Genomic DNA, 18,324 nt, shown 5'->3' on the forward strand with positions numbered 1-18,324 from the left:
GCGCCCGTCACTTCCGGCCGGGCGTCCAGTTCATGCCCCACCCGTAGGTGTAGTCGACGGTGCGCTGCGGGCTGACGCCGCGCTCCGGGACGAGGAAGCGGGCCTCGCGCTGGACGACGAGGTCCGAGCCCGTGTTGGTGATCAGCGCGAGCGAGCAGACGGTGGAGGGAACGGTGCACTCACCGAGCGAGAAGTCGATGGGTGCTCCGTGCTGCGGCTGGAGCGTGACCGTCGCGTCGAGGTCGGCGAAGCTGCGGGCGCCTTCGTAGATGGTCACGAAGATGACGACGCGGCGGATCTGGTCCTTGTGGTCCAGGTTGATGGTGAGGTTCTCGCCGGACGTGCCGCCGGTGCGGTCGTCGCCGTCGAGGTGGATGAACGGAGGCTGGTGCAGCGCGCCGAAGGCGTTGCCGAGGGCCTGTACGACTCCCTTGCGCCCGTCGGTGAGTTCGTAGAGCGCGCACAGGTCGAGGTCGAGGTCTCCGTGCATGGCGACGGCACGGCCGAGCTTGGCTCCCCACCCCTTGAACTGCTTGCGCACCTGCCAGCTGAGGTTGACCCGCATGGCGCCCGATGTGCCGCCCTGCTTGGTGAGCGAGACGGACGGAGCGTCCTTCGTCAGCGTGACCTTGGTCAGCCGTACGGGAGCCGGGGCCTGCGGTGCGGCCGGCGGGGTGGGCGGCGCGACGGGCGCGGGTGCGACAGGAGCGGGAGGAGGCGTGAGTGGGGCGGGAGCCGGCGGGACCGGTGCCGCCTGCGGCTCGTCGACCGAGATGCCGAAGTCCGTGGCCAGACCCGCGAGTCCGGTGCTGTAGCCCTGACCGACCGCGCGGAACTTCCACGCCCCTTGACGCCGGTAGAACTCACCGAGCACGAAGGCCGTCTCCACGGACGCGTCCTCGCTGTCGTAGCGCGCGATCTCCGCGCCGCTGGACGCGTCCACCACCCGGATGTAGAGCCCGGGGACCTGGCCGAAGCTGCCGCCGTCCGCGGAGGCCGCCAGCACGATCTTCTCGATCGCCCCCTCCACCTGCCCCAGGTCCACCCACATCAGGTCCGTCACACCGCCGGACCCGTTCTGCTTCCCTTCGTGGCGTACCGCCCCCGAGGCGTGCGAGGCCTGGTTGTAGAAGACGAAGTCCGCGTCGGAGCGGACCTTGCCCGAGCCGGTGGCAAGAAGCAGCGCCGAGGCGTCGACATCCGGTACGCCAGGACTTGAACGCCAACCCAATTCGACGCGCACCTGCTGCGCCGCCACCGGAGTATTGGCTCCTTTAAGCATGGACATGCTCGCCCCCATCGCGAGTCGGAGTGTCCGGAAAAGTTCACTGGGCGCCAACCTAATCCTCACAGGGCCTCCAGCGCCCGTGCCGACCCGTGGGTAACCCGCTCTCAGCTTGCCCTTTACAAGGCCGATGCTCTGCCGCGCGACCGATTTTCCCGGGTTCGCTCGCATTGGGGATCCGTGGCCACTCGCATCTCCCGAAACAACCCTCTTATCGGACTCCCCAACCAGCACATCGTGGGCTTAACTTATGGCCATGACCTCCCCCCGCTCCACCTACGGCGGCGGTTACTACTCCGCTCCGTCGTTCCCCGACACCCCCATCTACGACTCCCTCGTCGCAGAGCGGGGCACGCCTCAGATCGCCCCGATCCGAGTGCCCTCCGCGTACGACGGTCCGAGCAGCTATCTGCCGGCCCTCCCCTCGGCGCTGCCCGCCCTCCCGGCGGCTCCGTCCCCGTCTCCGTCCTACGGTTATCCGCAGCAGATGCAGCAGCCGATGCCTCTGCAGCAGGCGACCGCGTACATCCCCCAGCAGCCGTCCGTGCCGCGCGGCTACCCGGGACCGCAGCAGCCCCAGCAGCAGCGTCCGGTGCCGAGCGGGTACGAGGCGATGCGCCCGGCGGCGGCCAGGCCCGTGCAGGCCCAGCCGGTCTACAACGACCCGTACAACCGCCCGTACCAGGGCGGCGGGTACTGATCGCGCCGTAGTCCTCACGTCCACCCCGGTCACATCGGTGGCGGGGTCCACACCCGGCGAGGCGGCCATCGCGCCGCAGGGGCTCGCCGGGGACCGTCGGTGGATGCACCACCCTGTCCGGTCCTCGGCTCTTCTGTACTGAAGAGCCGTTCTGCGGGAACCCTGTGCCGTGGCACGCGCGTTGAGCAGTCGACGGGAGCGCCGCGGCGAAGGGGTGATGTTCCTCTCTCTTCGCGCATCCCGTGCGTATGCCGTGCCGTTGGTGGCTATCACGGACGCGGAAGGGGGTGCAGGTCATGCGATCAGCCACGGGAGTCTGGCGTTGGCGGCGCAATCCCCTGCGCCGGGCGACCGACCTCGCCGAGGCATGGGTGGCGCTGATCGCCGCCCTCCTTCTCGTCACCGCGGCCCCGGTGGCCGGCTGGATCGCGGGGTCCCTCGCCGACGCGTCGTTGAGGCAGTCGGCGCGCACGCAGCTCGAGAACCGCCACCAGGTCACCGCGACGGTGCTCCGTGACGCCCCGCCGGCCAGGGCGTCGGCCTACGACCCCGAGTCCGCCGCCCGCGACAAGGGCCGGGCGGTCGTGGCCCGCTGGACCGCGGCGGACGGCACCAAGCACACGGGCCGGATATCCACCGTGCTCCCCGACCCGAGGCCGGGCGACGCGCTCACCATCTGGACCGACGAGCGGGGTCAGCCGGCCGGCCGTCCCCTGGACGCGGAGACGGCCCAGGTGCACGCCGTACTGGCGGGCGTGGTCGGGGCGTTCGCCTGCGCGGGAGTGATCGAATCCGTCAGACGACTGATCACCTGGCGGCTCCTGCGGCGCCGGTACGACCGGCTCGACCGGGCCTGGGCCGTCGTCGGTCCCGACTGGGGCCGCGCCGGAGCGGGCAGCTGACCTCCCGACTCGTCAACTCCGGCCCGTCCCGCGCGCTACGGTGGTGCGACCCCCTCGCGAGGTCCGGGGGGCGCCCCCCTCTTCAGGGCGCGGCGGAGCAATGTCACGAGGTGGGGGCAGAGCAGCACCATGGCACAGGGCACGGTCCAGGTGACGCACACCGGCACATCACGGTGGCGGCGCCGCACGGGTGAGTACGCCTCTCTCGCCGCGGCCCTGGAGGCCGCGGGGGACGGCGACATCCTCACCGTGGCCCCGGGGACGTACCGCGAGAATCTCGTGCTCCAGCGGGCGGTCACCCTGCGCGGTGCCGAAGGAGCGGTCGGCTCGGTGCGCATCGCGCCCGCCGACGGAGTGCCGCTGACCGTGCGCGCCTCGGCGACCGTCCAGGATCTGCACGTCGAGGGGCAGGATTCGGCTGCGCCCGCGCTGCTGGTGGAGGACGGCACACCCGAGCTGATCGATCTGCGGATCGTCACACGCTCGGCGGCGGGCCTGGAGGTGCGCGGCGCGGCCCGTCCCACGGTCCGCCGGTGCACGGTGGACAATCCGGCCGGTATCGGTATCGCCGTACTGGAGGGCGCGGGCGGGGTGTTCGAGGAGTGCGAGGTGGTGGCGGCCGGGCAGTCGGGCGTCTCCGTCCGTGGCGGCGCGCATCCGCGCCTGGAGCGCTGCCGCATCCATCACGCCTCGGGCGCGGGCCTGAGCGTCACCGGCGAGGGCACCGGTCTGGAGGCACTCGGCTGCGAGATCTACGAGATCAAGGGCAGCGGTGTGCAGGTCGCCTCACGCGCCACGGCCCATCTCACGGACTCCAGCGTGCACCGCACCTCGGCCGACGGGATCACGCTGGACACCGACGCCGTGCTCACGCTCTCCGACTGCGACATCCACGACATCCCGGAGAACGCGGTCGATCTGCGGTCCCGCTCGGTGCTGACCCTGACCCGTTCCACGGTGCGCCGCTTCGGGCGCAACGGGTTGTCGGTCTGGGACCCGGGCACCCGGGTGGACGCCAACCAGTGCGAGATACACGACAGTACGGGCGACTATCCGGCCGTGTGGGTCAGCGACGGGGCCACGGCCGTCCTCGAATCGTGCCGCGTCCACGACGTGCCGGACGCTCTGTTCGTCCTGGACCGCGGTTCGCGGGTGGACGTCGTCGACAGCGATCTCACACAGGTGCGGAACACCGCGGTGTCGGTGAGCGACGGGGCGAGCGCGCAGCTCGACGACTGCCGGATCCGCGAGGTGTCGACCGGGGCGTGGTTCCGCGACCACGGCAGCGGGGGCACGCTCAGCGGCTGCACCATCGACGCCGCGCAGACCGGGGTGATCGTCACCAAGGGCGCCGATCCGCTGATCGAGCGGTGCACGGTCACCTCTCCCGCCGAGGCGGGGTTCTATGTCTCGGCGGAGGGCCGGGGCACTTTCCGCGGCTGCCGGGTGACAGGCAGCGGAGGGTACGGCTTCCATGTGATGGACGGCTGCCGCACGGCGCTGAACCGCTGCCGCACGGAGCGGTGTGCCCGCGGAGGCTACGAGTTCGCGGAGCCGGACGGTCCGGTCGTCGAGGACTGCACGAGCGACGAGAGCGCGGTGCGGCCGCAGACGGAGCCGACTCCCACCGTGGTGACGGCGACCCAGACGGCCGGTCTGCTCGGGGCGGTCCCCGCACAGCCCGCCCAGCCGACGGAGCCCGCGCCGCCGGCCGAGCCGGTGCGCACCTCGGGTGCCGTGCTCGGCGAACTGGACGGGCTGGTCGGCCTGGACAGCGTCAAGCGCGAGGTCCGCACGCTCACCAACATGATCGAGGTGGGCAGGCGCCGCCAGGAGGCGGGGCTGAAGGCCGCCTCGGTGCGCCGGCATCTGGTGTTCACCGGCTCCCCCGGCACCGGCAAGACGACCGTGGCGCGGCTGTACGGGGAGATCCTGGCCTCGCTGGGTGTACTGGAACGCGGTCATCTCGTCGAGGTGTCCCGGGTGGACCTGGTCGGTGAGCACATCGGCTCCACGGCGATCCGTACGCAGGAGGCATTCGACCGGGCGCGCGGCGGGGTGCTGTTCATCGACGAGGCCTACGCCCTGTCCCCCGAGGACTCGGGGCGTGACTTCGGCAAGGAGGCCATCGACACCCTGGTGAAGCTGATGGAGGACCACCGGGAGGCGGTGGTGGTCATCGTCGCGGGCTACACCGCGGAGATGGAACGCTTCTTGTCGGTCAACCCCGGTGTGGCGTCCCGGTTCTCACGGACCATCACCTTCCAGGACTACGAGGCCGACGAGCTCCTGCGGATCGTGGAGCAGCAGGCCGAGGACCATGAGTACCGGCTCGCGGAGGGCACGGACGACGCGCTGCTGAAGTACTTCACGGCGCTGCCCAAGGGGCCCGCGTTCGGCAACGGCCGTACCGCGCGGCAGACGTTCGAGTCGATGGTGGAGCGGCACGCGGGCCGGGTCGCCGAGCTCACCGAGATGAACACCGACGACCTGACCCTGCTCTACCCGGACGACCTGCCCGAACTGCCCTGAGCCTGGCGGGGGACGGCCGCGCCGATCCGGTCGAGCAGTTCCTGGCGCTCGGTACGGAAGGCCGGATCGGCCTGGTAGTCGGAGTGGCCCAGAATCGGTTCGGGCAACGGGTGCCGGCGTGAACGGCCGTATATCAGCGGGTCCTTGAGCGCCGCCCGGTCGACATCGGGGTGGTCGCCCTCGGCCGGCACCCGGACGGGCCCGCCGATCGGGTCGGTGACCCGCCAGAGGTTGCGCCAGCAGTCCAGTTCGCCGCGCAGCTCGCGCAGCGCCGCGGGTCCGAAGTAGGCGGGGAACCAGCGGCCGTAGAGCCTCTCCAGCGGGGATCCGTACGTCAGCAGGGCGACCCGGCGGCGGGTCTCCGGCGGAAGCTGCCAGACGGCCGAGGCCGCCAGCACACTGCCCTGGGAGTGGCCGGAGATGACGAGCCGTCCGCCGGTCCGTTCGGTCCAGGTGCACATGCGCCAGGTGAGGTCGGGAACGGCTCGCTCCGCGTAGCACGGTGGCGCGAAGGGGTGTGCGGCGCGCGGCCAGAAGGTGCCGACGTCCCACAGGATGCCGATGGTGCGCCGGGCGGAGGCGTCGCGGTAGGCACGGCGGCCCCAGGTCACGAACAGTATGAAACCGAAGCCGATCAGCCAGGAGCCCAGGGACTGCGCGGTGTCGGCGACGGACTCGACGAACCCGCCGCTGCCGGCGAACGCCTCTCCCGGCACGGCTCCCCCGGCCCACGCTCCGGCGACGGCCCCGGCACCGAGCAGCAGGGTGGCGCCGGAGACGATGCCGACGAGCCAGGGGGCGTCGTCGGTCAGGCCCGCCCGGGCCCGGGTGCCGGCGATCCGCCGCGTCCGTACGGCGTCGGGGCGCTCCGCGTCGTACTCCGACTCGACGCCCTCGGCGATGCGGCGGCCGGTCAGCCAGGTCCGGACGCCGAGGACGGCCGCCGGGACGAGGAGGAGCACCAGCAGCACGGGGATGACGGACGCCTGCCAGCTGAGCAGCACGGGCGGTCCGGGGATGGTGCCCTCGCCGTCCATGCCGGGGGTGCCCGGGCCGTCCAGCCAGTCGGCGACCCGCTGGGCGACGCCTCCGGTCATCACCCCGCCGAGCGCGCAGGCGAGCATCGCGACGGCGGGGCCGCCGAGACCGTGCAGGACGGTCCGGGCGTCGCGCGCGTGCCGGTGGAGCGCCCGGGCCGCGACGGCGAGGGCGACGACCAGTGCGCCCTGGGCGACGGTGATGACCCCGAAGGTGACATCGCCGGGGAGGGTGCCGCTCGACCTCCACCCGGGCCGGGACCAGCAGGCGTACAGCAGGGATAGCGCGAACAGGGCGAGTGCGGCGCCGGGCAGCACGCTGACGGTGACGCGGTCCAGCCGGGCGTCCATCCGGCGCTCGCTGCGGCCCCGGCGGAAGACGACCCGCAGCACGGCCAGGAGCCCGACGGCGAGTGCGGCCTCGATCAGCCATCCGCAGACCGCGAGCGGGGTGCTGCCGGCTCCCCGGTCGTGCCGGGCGGCGGCTCCGGCGACGGCGGCGGAGACGGTGAGGAAACCGGCCGCGGTGTGCGCGGCACGCAGCCGGGCGACGAGCCGTCGGCCGTACCAGAAGCCGGGCCTGCCGAGCGCGGGACGCAGGGCCGGGCCTTTGGTGTGTCCCTCGTCGTCCTTCGGCCCGGCCTCGCCCTCCGGCACGTCCTGGCCGCTCGGCGGCCGCTGCGACTCGTACGCGCTCCAGGTGCGGTTGGACAGATACCAGAGCAGGCCCACCAGCGCGGCCGGGAGCAGGGAGGCGAGCGCGAGCCGGCGGCCGGGCTGCGACCACCAGCCGCCCTGGGCGCTCGAGATGAATCCGAGCCACGACCGGTCGGCTGCGCAGGCGGCCGAGCCCGCGCACTGCCAGGCGACGAGGTCGAGTGCCACCTCGCAGGCGGCGGCGGTGAGCAGCACGGTGAGGCTGAGGGCGAGGAGCCGCACCAGGACCCCGTAGGTCCGGGTCGTCCGCCGGCGGCCCCGGGCGCGCGGCCGCATCCAGTGCGCGAGGTTGACGACCATGAACGGCAGCAGGAGGAGCCACAGGGCCCGCGCGCTGTTGCCCGAGGTGAGGTTGGACCAGCAGTACGCCTCGGGGATGGGCCGGTCGGCGTACAGCTCGGGCCGGTGTTCCGCCTCCTCGTCCTCGGTACGGCGGAAGACGGCGGCCTTCTCGTCGCCGGAGACCCGCACCGTGCGGGGGTCGCCGAGCATGTCCTGCGGGGTCGCACCGCCGACGCCGTGGACCAGCAGTTCGAGCGCGGGCCCTCCGTGCTGCGGTACCGGAGTGGCAGGGGACACTTCTGTGACTCGCTCTCTCGGTGGGAGGATCGATCCGTGCGCGACCGCGCAGTGTTCATGCCCCAGAATCCGGGATCTCAGCTGTTCACCGCACCGCTCTCACCGAATCTCCGCGAGCCCGGGGCGTGCGGGCCGTGCGAGGATGAGAAACCTTGACCTCGGACGCTCACGACGACGTGAAAGGACCGGCCCCGGCAGTGACGGACAACCAGAACCTGCTCGCGGAGCAGCGGCGTGCTCTGATCCTCGACGAGGTACGCAGGCGCGGCGGGGTTCGGGTCAACGAACTCACCCGCAAGCTCAATGTCTCCGACATGACCGTGCGCCGGGACCTGGATGCGCTGGCCCGCCAGGGAGTCGTGGAGAAGGTCCACGGCGGTGCTGTGCCGGTGGTCGAGGCGAGCACCCACGAGCCGGGGTTCGAGGCCAAGTCGGCGCTGGAGCTGAGCGCCAAGGAGGACATCGCGCGGGCTGCGGCGCAGATGGCGGTGCCCGGCAGTGCGATCGCCCTGTCCGGCGGGACCACCACGTACGCGCTCGCCCATCATCTGCTGGATGTGCCGGATCTGACGGTGGTGACCAACTCGGTGCGGGTGGCGGACGTGTTCCACGCCGCGCAGCGCGCGGGAGCGACCGCCGGTCCGCGGCCGGGCGGCGCGACGGTGGTCCTCACCGGTGGTGTGCGTACGCCGTCGGACTCGCTGGTGGGTCCGGTCGCCGACCAGGCGATCCGCTCGCTCCACTTCGATGTGCTGTTCCTCGGGGTGCACGGGATCTCGGTGGAAGCGGGGCTGTCCACGCCGAACCTGGCGGAGGCGGAGACGAACCGCCGCTTCGTACAGGCCGCGCGGCGGGTGGTGGTGGTCGCCGACCACACCAAGTGGGGGACGGTGGGCCTGAGTTCGTTCGCCGCCCTTGCGGAGATCGACACGCTGGTCACGGACGCCGGGCTGTCCGCGGAGGCGCGCGAGGAGATCGCGGAGCATCTGCCGGGTCTGGTGGTGGCGGGCGGTCCGGAGAGTTCCGGGCAGGACGGACAGGAGGGCTGACCCCGGTGACGGCGTTCCGGCTGACGCGAGCGGTGACACTGACCGCGGACGAGGCGTGGAGCCGGGTCACCGACTGGCGCTCCCATGCGGCGCAGGTGCCGCTCACCCGGCTGTCCTCGGTCTCCGGGGTGCCCACCGGCGAGGGCACGCTGTTCGTCGTGCGCTCAGGGGTGGGACGGGTCGGCTTCGACGATCCGATGGAGGTCGTGCGCTGGGTCCCGCCGGATGGAGGTGGTACGGCCCGCTGCCGGCTGGAGAAGCGGGGCCGGGTGATCACCGGTTGGGCGGAGATCGAGGTGGAACCGCAGGGCGCGGGTGCGGTGGTGGTGTGGACCGAGGAGCTGCGGATCCGGCTGCTGCCGCGGGTCCTGGATCCGCTGGTCGTCCGGGTGGGGCGGGTGGTGTTCGGCCGGGCGCTGGACGGACTGTTGCGGGGACGCGGGCGCTGAGCGGAGCCGGGCCCGCGGGAGCGGGCGCCGGACGGGCAGTTGCGAGGGCACGGGCACTGAGCGGAGCCGGGCCCGCAGGAGCGGGCACCTGACGGGCAGCAGTCGCGGCCACTGCGCGGGACCGGGCTCGTAGGAACGAGCGCGCTGGACGGACTGTTGCGGAGGCACGGGCACTGAGCGAGGCCCGGCCCGCAGGAGCAGGCACCGGACGGGCAGTTGCGGGTCGCGGCAACTGAGCGGGACCGGCCCCGAAGGAACGAGCGCCGGACGGGCAGTTGCGGGTCGAGGCCACTGAGCGATTGCCGCGCCGGGACCGGGGCGGCGTCTCCACCACACCGAGCCGGCCGCCTCGAACGCGCCCGGGCGAGCGCATCCCGAGCGCACCCCCACCGGGAGTCCCGAACGGGCCCGTGCGTGCCCTCGCGACACGCCGCCTGTGTGACCGTCGCACGATTTTGTCGTTTGACGTGGCGAATGAGAGCGCACCGCACATCCGGAAGGCCCAGCACCGATGCCGACACGCCAACAGCCGCCCGCAGGCGCCGTAGCTGCCGGGCTTCCCGGGATCGACGAGGCGGAAGCAACCCTCGTCGAGCACTATCCCCGGCTCGTCCGTCTCGCCTATCTGACACTGCCCGCGTCGCTGGGCCGCCACCGGCGGGTTCTCGCCGCGCACTCCACGGTCCAGCGGGCACTCCCCCGGGCACACCGCTCGCAGCGCACGCCGCGGCTCCCCGCTCAGCGCGGCACGGAGGCGTCCACCTATCTCTGGGTGCGTACCCGGGTGCTGCGGGCCGCCCTGCGCCACGAGCGGCGGCCGCGCTGGTGGCCCGCCCGCGCCGCGGGTTCCACGCTGCGGTGGCCCGGACTGCCCCTCGTGGTGGGTCTGCGCCTGTTTCCGAGCGCCGGCGGGGCCGAGGAACTCGCCCTCGACCAGGCGCTGTCGGCGCTGGCCGCACCCGCGCGCGCGGCGTTCGCGCTGACCGTGCTGGAGGGCCTGTCCGAGCAGGAGGTCCTGGCACTGCTGAAGGAGGCGGGGGCGGCCGATCCGGAGGAGGCGCTGTGGTCCGCAGCACGGCTGCGGCGTGCCGGCAACGGCCGTACCGAATCGCTCCTGCGCAGCGCGGAGTTCGATCCCTGCGCCGTCCAGACGCGCCCCACGGATCTGCTCCGCCGCCGGCAGCGTGCCCGTTCGATCGCCGCCGGCGCGGCGTTCGTCGTGATCGCCGCCGCGGTGGTGGCGGTGTCCGACGAGGCGAACCGCGAGGCCGGCCCGGTGACGGCCATGGACGCGGGGGAGGTGGCCCTGGCCCGGGCGCTTGACCCGGAGTTGCTCGAACACGCCCCGCGCGACGAGTGGGCCGACACCTCCCGGATCGACTTCTCGGTCTGGCCGGCCCGCGGGGATCGGGTGAACGACACGGCGCTGCTGGAACGGGCACTGCGCGCGTGGGCCCGGCCGGACACGGAGCTGAAGGTCTCGGCCACCGCGGACACGGCCAAGGTCCCTCCGGCGAAACCGCCCCGGCTGCTGTTCGCGGGCGACTGGGACGGAGCGGCCGTGGTGCTGCTCCACGAGGGCGAGCGGGTCGTGCGCTATGCCGAGCCGGAGTCCGGCGACGGCCCCGCGGCGCTCGACTTCGCCCGTACGGACAACGCCGATGTGACGACCGCCGCGGCCTTGGTCGTGAGCCGTACCGCGTCCGGTGCCCGCTATCTGCTGGCGCCGTGGATCGCGCAGACCACCACGCGTGATCTGCTGGCGCCCGACAGCCCCGCACGGGATCTCGGCGTCTCCGCCGACGGGGTCACCGCGATGGTGCCGAGCCCGGCGCCCGGCGGCTCGTGTTCCTCGTGGCCCGTGCTGCAACTGCGGTCGTCGGAGCGGATCGTGGAGAACCACGCGTTCCTGGTGACCGACCTCGGGGATCTCGCTCCGGTCCATCTCACCCACACCCCGCCGCCGTCGTCCGGCGCTCCGGCGCGGCAGCCGCGCGAGGCGACCGGTGGTCCCGCGCTGACCGGCTGGGCGCGTGGCGCCTGTCTGCTCGCCACGCTGCGCGGGTCCGGCGTGCGGGCCGTCAACAACTGGACGTACGCAGAGCAGGAGTTGCCCGACAAGGGCGGACGGGCGGCCTGGGTGTGCACCCGCGCCGACACCTGGCGCGGGCGCGGCAGGGTGCTGGTGCAGTTCCAGCCACCGGCCGGGTCGGCGACCGCGCCGGGGGTCGTGGTGGCCGAGGCGAAGGACTCGGCGGCCTGCAGCAGGTTCGGGCAGCATGTGCTGGCGGGCACGCACTGGCGGTCGCCGTCGGGCAGATGGTTCCTGCTGGCGGCCGGCAGTCGGGCGGTCACGCGGATCTCCGCGTCCGGAGCAGTGACGGCCGGAGCCGCGGGTCCGACGATGGCCGTGCCCGCGCCCCGGGACGCTCGGGTGACGCTGTCGGGCCGGATGCGGGGCGGGGAGGGCCTCTCCGCGCTCGGGGGCTGACGCCGACCGCTCTGCGGGGGCGGACAATTGACAAGTTGTCAGTTACGGTGTGGGCCCCGCTCCCTGCACCGGAGGTACGGTCCATGCCCCGCCGACTCCACCCCGTGGAACTCGACTTCGCCGAGTCCGCCCCCGTACGTCTGGTCTTCACCGGCGACGTCTCCGCCTCCCCGGAGGCGGTGTACCGTGCGCTCGCCGAGGACGTGACGGACTGGCCGGCCTGGTTCGACGCGGTGTCCTCGGCCGTCCCCACCCGCGACGGCGCGGGCCGGGACGTGAAGCTCAAGGGCGGCGTCTTCTTCAGCGAGACGGTCATGGCGACGGACCCCCATGAGCGTTACGCGTACCGGGTGGATTCGACCAACGCACCCGGTCTGCGGGCCCTGTTGGAAGAATGGGTGATCACTCCGACGGCACAGGGCAGCCGCGTGCGGTGGACCTTCGCCGTGGACGGTCCGGCGCCGGTGCGCGCTTTGCTGCGGCTGAGCCGAGCGGGCCTCGGCACGTCCTTCCGGCGTGCGATACGCCGGCTGGACCGCAGGCTCGCCCGGTCCGCCACATCCTGACCGCCCGCCCGGGGCCGCGTCAGTCGGGCCAGACGCCCGTCGACAGGAAGCGCTCCAGGGTCGCGGTGTACGGAGCGATGTCCAGACCCTGTCCGGCCAGCCACGCGTCGGAGTAGTACTTGTCCAGATAGCGGTCACCCGGGTCGCAGAGCAGGGTGACGACACTCCCCCGCTGCCCGTCCGCCACCATCTCCGCGATGATCCTCAGCGCGCTCCACAGACCGGTGCCGGTGGAGCCGCCCGCCTTGCGCCCGATGGCCGCGTCCAGTGCCCGTACGGCCGCGACGCTGGCCGCGTCGGGCACCTTCATCATCCGGTCGATGGCTCCGGGCACGAAGCTCGGCTCCATGCGCGGCCGGCCGATGCCTTCGATACGGGAGCCGCAGTCGGTGCTGGCCTGCGGGTCGCTCTGGGTCCACCCCTCGAAGAAACAGGAGTTCTCCGGGTCGGGCACACAGATGCGGGTGTCGTACTGCATGTAGTGCACATAGCGGGCCACGGTCGCGGAGGTGCCGCCCGTGCCGGCCGTGGCGACGATCCACGTGGGGCAGGGGTACCGCTCCAGCCGCAGTTGCTGGTAGATCGACTCGGCGATGTTGTTGTTGCCGCGCCAGTCGGTGGCCCGCTCGGCGTAGGTGAACTGGTCCATGTAGTGGCCGCCGGTCCGCTCGGCGAGTGCCGCCGACTCCTCGTACATCCTGCGGGAGTCGTCCACGAAGTGGCACCGGCCGCCGTGGAACTCGATCAGCCGGATCTTTTCGGTACTGGTGGTGCGCGGCATCACCGCGACGAAGGGGACGCCGATCAGCTTGGCGAAGTACGCCTCGGAGACGGCCGTGGAGCCGCTGGACGCCTCGATGACGGGTTTGCCAGGCCGGATCCAGCCATTGCAGAGGCCGTAGAGGAAGAGGGAACGGGCCAGCCGGTGCTTGAGGCTGCCGGTGGGGTGGGTGGACTCGTCCTTGAGGTAGAGGTCGATGCCCCACTCCTCGGGCAACGGGAATCTGAGCAGATGCGTGTCCGCCGAACGGTTGGCGTCCGCCTGGACCTTGCGGACCGCCTCCTTCAGCCAGGCCCGGTACTGCGGGTCGCTTCGGTCGACGTCGGCGGTCGCCGTCGCCCCGTCCGTCACACGCTTCTCGTCCGTGCTCATGAGCGTCGCCCCTCGCCTTGGCCAGTACTGCATCCCTCCTGCCACAGTAAGCCCCTCACCTGCACAAACGTTGACTTTGGGCATCCATAGGAGTCGCTTGTGGGCCGGGACGTGCGCTACCTGCGGACACGTACTGGTGCACGCGGCCGGAGTTGTGCAGACTGCCAGGAGATGACCTGACGAAGGGGGCGGTGGGCCGATGGCGATGGCGGAGCCCGAGTTCCGGGCCACGGGCGTACGGATCGAACGATGGCCGCGCTCGCTCACCAAGGCCGGACAGGTATTGATCAAGGACGGCAAGGTGGCCTTGCTGACGAGTTACGGCCGGGTGATCGACAGCGCCCCCGTCCGCGCGGTCAGCGCGGGCCGGCCCTGGTTCGCCGACGAGGCGAGCACGGCGGTCACGGTGAACGGCAAGCGGTACCGGCTGACCATGGGTCAGCGCAATCACCGGCCCGAAGCCCGGGCACTGGCCGGGCGTTTCCTGGACGCGGTGCGCGGCGCGGGCGGCCGCAGGGACTGAGATTCCCCACCCGGGTGCTGCCAGGTTGCGGGACCGTCGTCATTGGTTCACGCTGGTCTCACATCACTCAGGGTGCACCGGCGGTAACGCTGTGATCCAGCCCGCCGGACAAATCAGCAGCCAGCCAACTGCTGGATCCGATCCTCCGTTCTCTTCCGGACCTCATTCGGGGAGTCGCAGCCGTGATCAGCCAGCCAAGCAGGCACTGCACGGTGGAGCTCCAAGCCCTGCCGTCGCGGATCGGACAGGTCCGCAGAATCATTTCGGCGCAACTGCGCTACTGGCATCTCGATCCTCTGATCGACCAGGCGGCGCTCGGCGTCACTGAACTGCTGACCAACGTCCACCGGCATGCCGAGCCGGACAAGATGTGCACCGTGGACATCGAGCTGCTGCTCGACCGCCTCACGGTGTCCGTACAGGACAACGACCCGCGGCTGCCGACCGTGCGGGACAGCGATGCTCTCGACACGTCGGGGCGCGGTCTCGGACTGATAGCCGCCGTGAGCGACTGCTGGGGTGTGCATCCCCGGGGCGACCTGGGCAAGGCCGTCTGGTTCACGCTCTCGGCGCCGTCGGCGGCCGTTGCGCTGCCCGTGCATCCGATCGTGCACGGGGCCACCACGGAAGGGCCGTTCACCGCGGCTCCGCCGGTCGCGCCCGAGCACACCGCGATGCCGTCGACGGTGTCCAGCTGACCGGGCCTTGCCGGTGTCGCGGCAGCCCCGGTCCCGGCGGGCGTGTGAGCCCGCCGGGGACCAGCGGCCGCGGCGACGGCGACGTCCGGTGCCAGGGCGTGATTCAGAAGGAGCGCCGTCCGCCCGCAGGGCGGGCCCTGCGGCGTCCGGTGCATGCCATCGCAGGCGGTGGGGGCGCCCCCGCCGGAGGGCGGGGGAGATCGCCCTTGTACGGGACGTACTTGAGCGACTTCGCCAACATCGCGCGGGTGCGTGCCGGGCGGCGCGGGGCGGGCGAGACTTCCGAGAAAGGCCCTACTCCGTCGCGATGGCCCGCAGCACGTCCAGGCGCGCGGCGCGGCGCGCGGGCCGCCAGCCCGCGACCGCTCCGGCGACCAGGCCGACGAGTGCCACCACCAGCAGTTGCACGGGCGGCACCGCGAAGGCGAAGGACGTGTCGCCCGTGCCTTCGGACGCCTTGACCAGCACCCAGCCGAGCAGTCCGCCGAGTGCGAGTCCGCCGGCCGTGCCGAACGCGGCGACCAGCACGGACTCGTAGCGCACCATGGCGCGCAGCTGGGTCCTCGTCTGGCCGACGGCCCGCAACAGGCCCAGTTCCCTGGTGCGTTCGTGGATCGCGAGGGTGAGCGTGTTGGCGATGCCCAGCAGCGCGATCACGACGGCCAGCGCGAGCAGTGCGTAGACCAGCGTGAGCATCATGTCGATGGCGCCCGCCGCGGACTGCGCGTACTCCTCGCGGGTCTGCACCTCGGGGTTTCCGTAGGCGGACGCGGTCTTCTCGACGGCTGCCGTGCCGTCCGCGGTCGGCACACCGTCCTTGAAGCCGACGGCGATCAGCGTGTCGGAGTCCTGGCCGCGGTGCGGGGCCCAGGCCCCGCGGGTGATGACGTAGTCGCCCGCGAGTTCCGCCTGTTCGTACACGGCGCGCACGGTGAAGGTCTTTGACGTGCCGTCCGTGAAGGTGACGTCGGCCGTCGAGCCCGGCTTCCAGCCCCGCTTCCCGGCCTCGGTGGCCGCCACGGCCATGCCGTCGCTGCCGAGCCCGTCGAGCGAGCCCCGGACCGTGCCGAGGTCGAACGCCCTGCCGAGGGCGACCGGATCGGTGACCGTCAGCTGACGGCCCGCGCCGTCGACCTCGGCGACGCCCTGGCCGAGACCGACGGCGGTCTCCACCTCGGGCAGCGCCGCGATGACCGGGGCGAGCTTCGGGCTGAGCCCGCTGCCGCCCGCGCCGAACGAGGGTGCGCTGACCGCGACATCACCCGCGAAGGAGCGGGAGACCGTCTGGTCCATGGTGGCCTTGAGCGAGGCGCCGAAGACGGTGAAGAGCGAGACGACCGCGACGCCGATCATCAGGGCGGTGGCGGTCGCCGCCGTGCGCCCCGGGCTACGCAGGGCGTTGCGCTGGGCCAGCCTGCCGGAGACACCGCGCAGCCGGTCGAGCGGTGCGCCCAGGATCCGTACGGCGTACGGGGACGCGACCGGGCCCAGCACCACGAAGGCGGCGAGGGCGAGGATCGCGCCGGTGGCGGCAAGCCAGATGGACGGGGTCGCGAGGACGCCGACGAGGATGACGGCGAGGGCGGCGAGCGCCACGGCCCCGCCGGTGCGGGCACGCTTCACCGAGGCGGCCGACCGGTCGACCGCCGTCTCGCGCAGGGCCGCCAGCGGGGCGGTACGTCCGGCGCGCACTGCCGGCATCAATGCCGAGCCGAGGCAGACGAGCACCCCGACGGCGAGCGGCAGCAGCAGGGAGAGAGCGCTGATCACCAGGCCGCCCTCGGGGAAGGGGAATCCGATGACCGGGAACAGCGCCCGCAGTCCTGCCGCGATACCGATACCGCCGAGCAGCCCGGCACCGGAGGCGACGAGCGCGACGGCGCTCGCCTCGGCGAGAGTCGAGCCGACGATCTGGCGGCGGGAGGCTCCGAGGGCGCGCAGCAGCGCGTTCTCGCGGGTCCGCTGGGCGATGACGATGGCGAAGGTGTTGTAGATGGAGAAGGTGGCGACCAGCAGGACGATGCCGGAGAAGACCAGGAGCAAGGTGGTGAACAGGCTCAGGAACTGACCGGAGATCATGTCCTGGTTCTCTTCGGTGGACGCCTGTCCGGTGATGGCCTCGACGCCTGCGGGGAGCACGGGGCGGAGCGCGTCGACCAGTTCCTGCTGACCGGTGCCGGGCCCGGCCCGCACCTGGACGGACGCTGCCTCACCGGGCTTCGGGGTGAGGTACTTCTCGGCGTCGGCCCGGGTCATACCGGTGAAGGTCACCTGCCCCATGCCGTCCTCGCCGCCGAAGGTGGCCAGCCCCACGACCGTGACCCGTACCGGGTCGGGGGTGCGCAGGACGGTGCGGTCGCCGATCTCCAGCCCGCCCGTCTCGGCGGCGCCGCGGTTGACGACGACTTCGCCGGTACGGGCGGGGGCGCGGCCCTCGGCGAGCTGATACGGGTTGAGTTCGGTGTCGGCAATCCAGTTGCCGGCGACCGTCGGAGGGCCCTGCCCGCCGATCGGCTTGCCGTTAGCTCCCACGAGCTGTCCCGCGCCCTGGATGCTTGGCTCCGCGGCGGCGACGCCCTCGACCCCCTTGATACGGGCGGCGAGGTCGGTAGGCACGTTCTGCCGGGTCCCCTGGGCGTCACCGGGGACCGTGACGACGTTGGAGCTGCGGACGACGGCGTCGGTGCCGCCATTGGCGCTGGCGAACATCGTGTCGAAGCTGCCGCGCAGTGTGTCGCCCATGACGAGGGTGCCGGTGAGGAAGGCCACCCCGAGGAGGACGGCGGTGAACGTTCCCGCGAAGCGCCGCTTGTGGGCCCGCAGTGAGCCGATGCTGAGGCGCAGGGACGCGCGGCTGCTGCTCATGCTGTCGCCTCCGCAGAGGTGTCGCGGTCGCGCATGTCGAACGCCTTCAGACGGTCCAGGACGCGCTCGGCGGTCGGGGCTTCCATCCGGTCGACGAGCCGTCCGTCGGCCAGGAAGACGACCTCGTCGGCGTGGGCGGCGGCGACGGGATCATGGGTGACCATCACCACCGTCCGCTCGGTCCGGCGCACCGCACGGCCCAGCAGGCGCAGTACCTCTTCGCCCGAACGGGAGTCGAGGTTGCCGGTGGGCTCGTCGGCGAAGACGACGTCGGGCCGGCCGGCGAAGGCGCGTGCCACGGCGACCCGTTGCTGCTGGCCGCCGGAGAGTTCGGCCGGCCGGTGGCCGAGGCGGTCACGCAGTCCCACGGTGTCGATGAGCGCGTCGAGCCACTCCTGGTCAGGCCGGTCGCCGGCGAGGTCCATGGGGAGGGTGATGTTCTCGGTGACGGTGAGCGTGGGGATGAGGTTGAAGGCCTGGAAGACGAAGCCGATGCGCTCGCGGCGCAACAGGGTGAGCCTGCGGTCGTCGAGTGAGCTGAGGTCGGTGTCGCCGATGAGGGCCGAGCCCGATGTCAGGGTGTCGAGCCCGGCAGCGCAGTGCATCAGCGTGGACTTGCCGGAGCCCGAGGGCCCCATGATCGCGGTGAAACGGCCGGCCGGGAAGTCGACGCTCACCCCGTCCAGAGCCCTCACCTCGGTGTCGCCCCTGCCGTAGACCTTCACGGCGTCGACGACGCGCGCCGCGGCCCGCGTCCGGGTCGCGGACAGGGGGGGTG

At 72.3% G+C, this 18,324-nt stretch carries 14 protein-coding genes; 9 read left to right on the plus strand and 5 right to left on the minus strand.

The window, feature by feature from the left end; all coding sequences use genetic code 11:
- Positions 1-7: 7 nt before the first annotated feature.
- Positions 8-1,288 (minus strand): TerD family protein, encoded by a 1,281-nt coding sequence (locus OHA05_RS04095; protein ID WP_328859851.1) that lies wholly within the window; start codon positions 1,286-1,288, stop codon positions 8-10.
- Between the two features lie 253 nt (positions 1,289-1,541).
- Here OHA05_RS04095 and OHA05_RS04100 point away from each other — a divergent pair, with 253 nt between their 5' ends.
- From OHA05_RS04100 to OHA05_RS04110, 3 genes are all read left to right on the plus strand, one after another.
- The gene (locus OHA05_RS04100; protein ID WP_313947786.1) at positions 1,542-1,985 is read left to right on the plus strand and encodes a DUF6643 family protein; all 444 of its coding nucleotides are present in this window, start codon (positions 1,542-1,544) and stop codon (positions 1,983-1,985) included.
- 296 nt (positions 1,986-2,281) lie between these two features.
- Positions 2,282-2,887, plus strand: a complete 606-nt coding sequence (locus OHA05_RS04105; protein ID WP_328859852.1) for an Rv1733c family protein — start codon at positions 2,282-2,284, stop codon at positions 2,885-2,887.
- A gap of 129 nt (positions 2,888-3,016) precedes the next feature.
- On the plus strand, positions 3,017-5,419 hold the full coding sequence (locus OHA05_RS04110; RefSeq protein WP_328859853.1) for a right-handed parallel beta-helix repeat-containing protein: 2,403 nt from the start codon (positions 3,017-3,019) through the stop codon (positions 5,417-5,419).
- Here OHA05_RS04110 and OHA05_RS04115 read toward each other — a convergent pair.
- Positions 5,389-7,752, minus strand: coding sequence for a hypothetical protein (locus OHA05_RS04115; RefSeq protein WP_328859854.1), 2,364 nt, complete (start codon positions 7,750-7,752; stop codon positions 5,389-5,391). The genes OHA05_RS04110 and OHA05_RS04115 overlap by 31 nt on opposite strands.
- Before the next feature lie 197 nt (positions 7,753-7,949).
- On the opposite strand from OHA05_RS04115, the gene OHA05_RS04120 reads away from it, so the two are divergent.
- From OHA05_RS04120 to OHA05_RS04135, 4 genes are all read left to right on the plus strand, one after another.
- A complete protein-coding gene (locus tag OHA05_RS04120) occupies positions 7,950-8,801 on the plus strand; it encodes a DeoR/GlpR family DNA-binding transcription regulator (RefSeq protein WP_313947781.1) in 852 nt (283 codons plus the stop codon).
- 5 nt (positions 8,802-8,806) lie between these two features.
- A complete protein-coding gene (locus OHA05_RS04125; protein WP_328859855.1) occupies positions 8,807-9,250 on the plus strand; it encodes an SRPBCC family protein in 444 nt (147 codons plus the stop codon).
- A gap of 511 nt (positions 9,251-9,761) precedes the next feature.
- Positions 9,762-11,741 (plus strand): hypothetical protein, encoded by a 1,980-nt coding sequence (locus tag OHA05_RS04130; protein ID WP_328859856.1) that lies wholly within the window; start codon positions 9,762-9,764, stop codon positions 11,739-11,741.
- 83 nt (positions 11,742-11,824) lie between these two features.
- Positions 11,825-12,307, plus strand: a complete 483-nt coding sequence (locus OHA05_RS04135) for an SRPBCC family protein (RefSeq protein WP_328859857.1) — start codon at positions 11,825-11,827, stop codon at positions 12,305-12,307.
- Between the two features lie 19 nt (positions 12,308-12,326).
- Here OHA05_RS04135 and OHA05_RS04140 read toward each other — a convergent pair whose 3' ends face one another.
- Positions 12,327-13,460 (minus strand): PLP-dependent cysteine synthase family protein, encoded by a 1,134-nt coding sequence (locus tag OHA05_RS04140; RefSeq protein WP_313947777.1) that lies wholly within the window; start codon positions 13,458-13,460, stop codon positions 12,327-12,329.
- Between the two features lie 199 nt (positions 13,461-13,659).
- On the opposite strand from OHA05_RS04140, the gene OHA05_RS04145 reads away from it, so the two are divergent.
- Together OHA05_RS04145 and OHA05_RS04150 are read left to right on the plus strand one after the other, a co-directional pair.
- Positions 13,660-13,983 (plus strand): hypothetical protein, encoded by a 324-nt coding sequence (locus OHA05_RS04145; protein ID WP_313947776.1) that lies wholly within the window; start codon positions 13,660-13,662, stop codon positions 13,981-13,983.
- A 182-nt stretch (positions 13,984-14,165) separates the two neighbouring features.
- The gene (locus OHA05_RS04150; RefSeq protein WP_313947775.1) at positions 14,166-14,681 is read left to right on the plus strand and encodes an ATP-binding protein; all 516 of its coding nucleotides are present in this window, start codon (positions 14,166-14,168) and stop codon (positions 14,679-14,681) included.
- A 294-nt stretch (positions 14,682-14,975) separates the two neighbouring features.
- Here OHA05_RS04150 and OHA05_RS04155 read toward each other — a convergent pair whose 3' ends face one another.
- On the minus strand, positions 14,976-17,546 hold the full coding sequence (locus OHA05_RS04155; RefSeq protein ID WP_328859858.1) for an ABC transporter permease: 2,571 nt from the start codon (positions 17,544-17,546) through the stop codon (positions 14,976-14,978).
- Positions 17,543-18,316, minus strand: coding sequence for an ABC transporter ATP-binding protein (locus OHA05_RS04160; protein WP_328863331.1), 774 nt, complete (start codon positions 18,314-18,316; stop codon positions 17,543-17,545). The genes OHA05_RS04155 and OHA05_RS04160 overlap by 4 nt, the downstream gene beginning before the upstream one ends.
- Positions 18,317-18,324 lie beyond the last annotated feature (8 nt).

It is taken from the genome of Streptomyces sp. NBC_00306 (assembly GCF_036169555.1).
GTDB classification, from domain to species: Bacteria; Actinomycetota; Actinomycetes; order Streptomycetales; family Streptomycetaceae; genus Streptomyces; species Streptomyces achmelvichensis.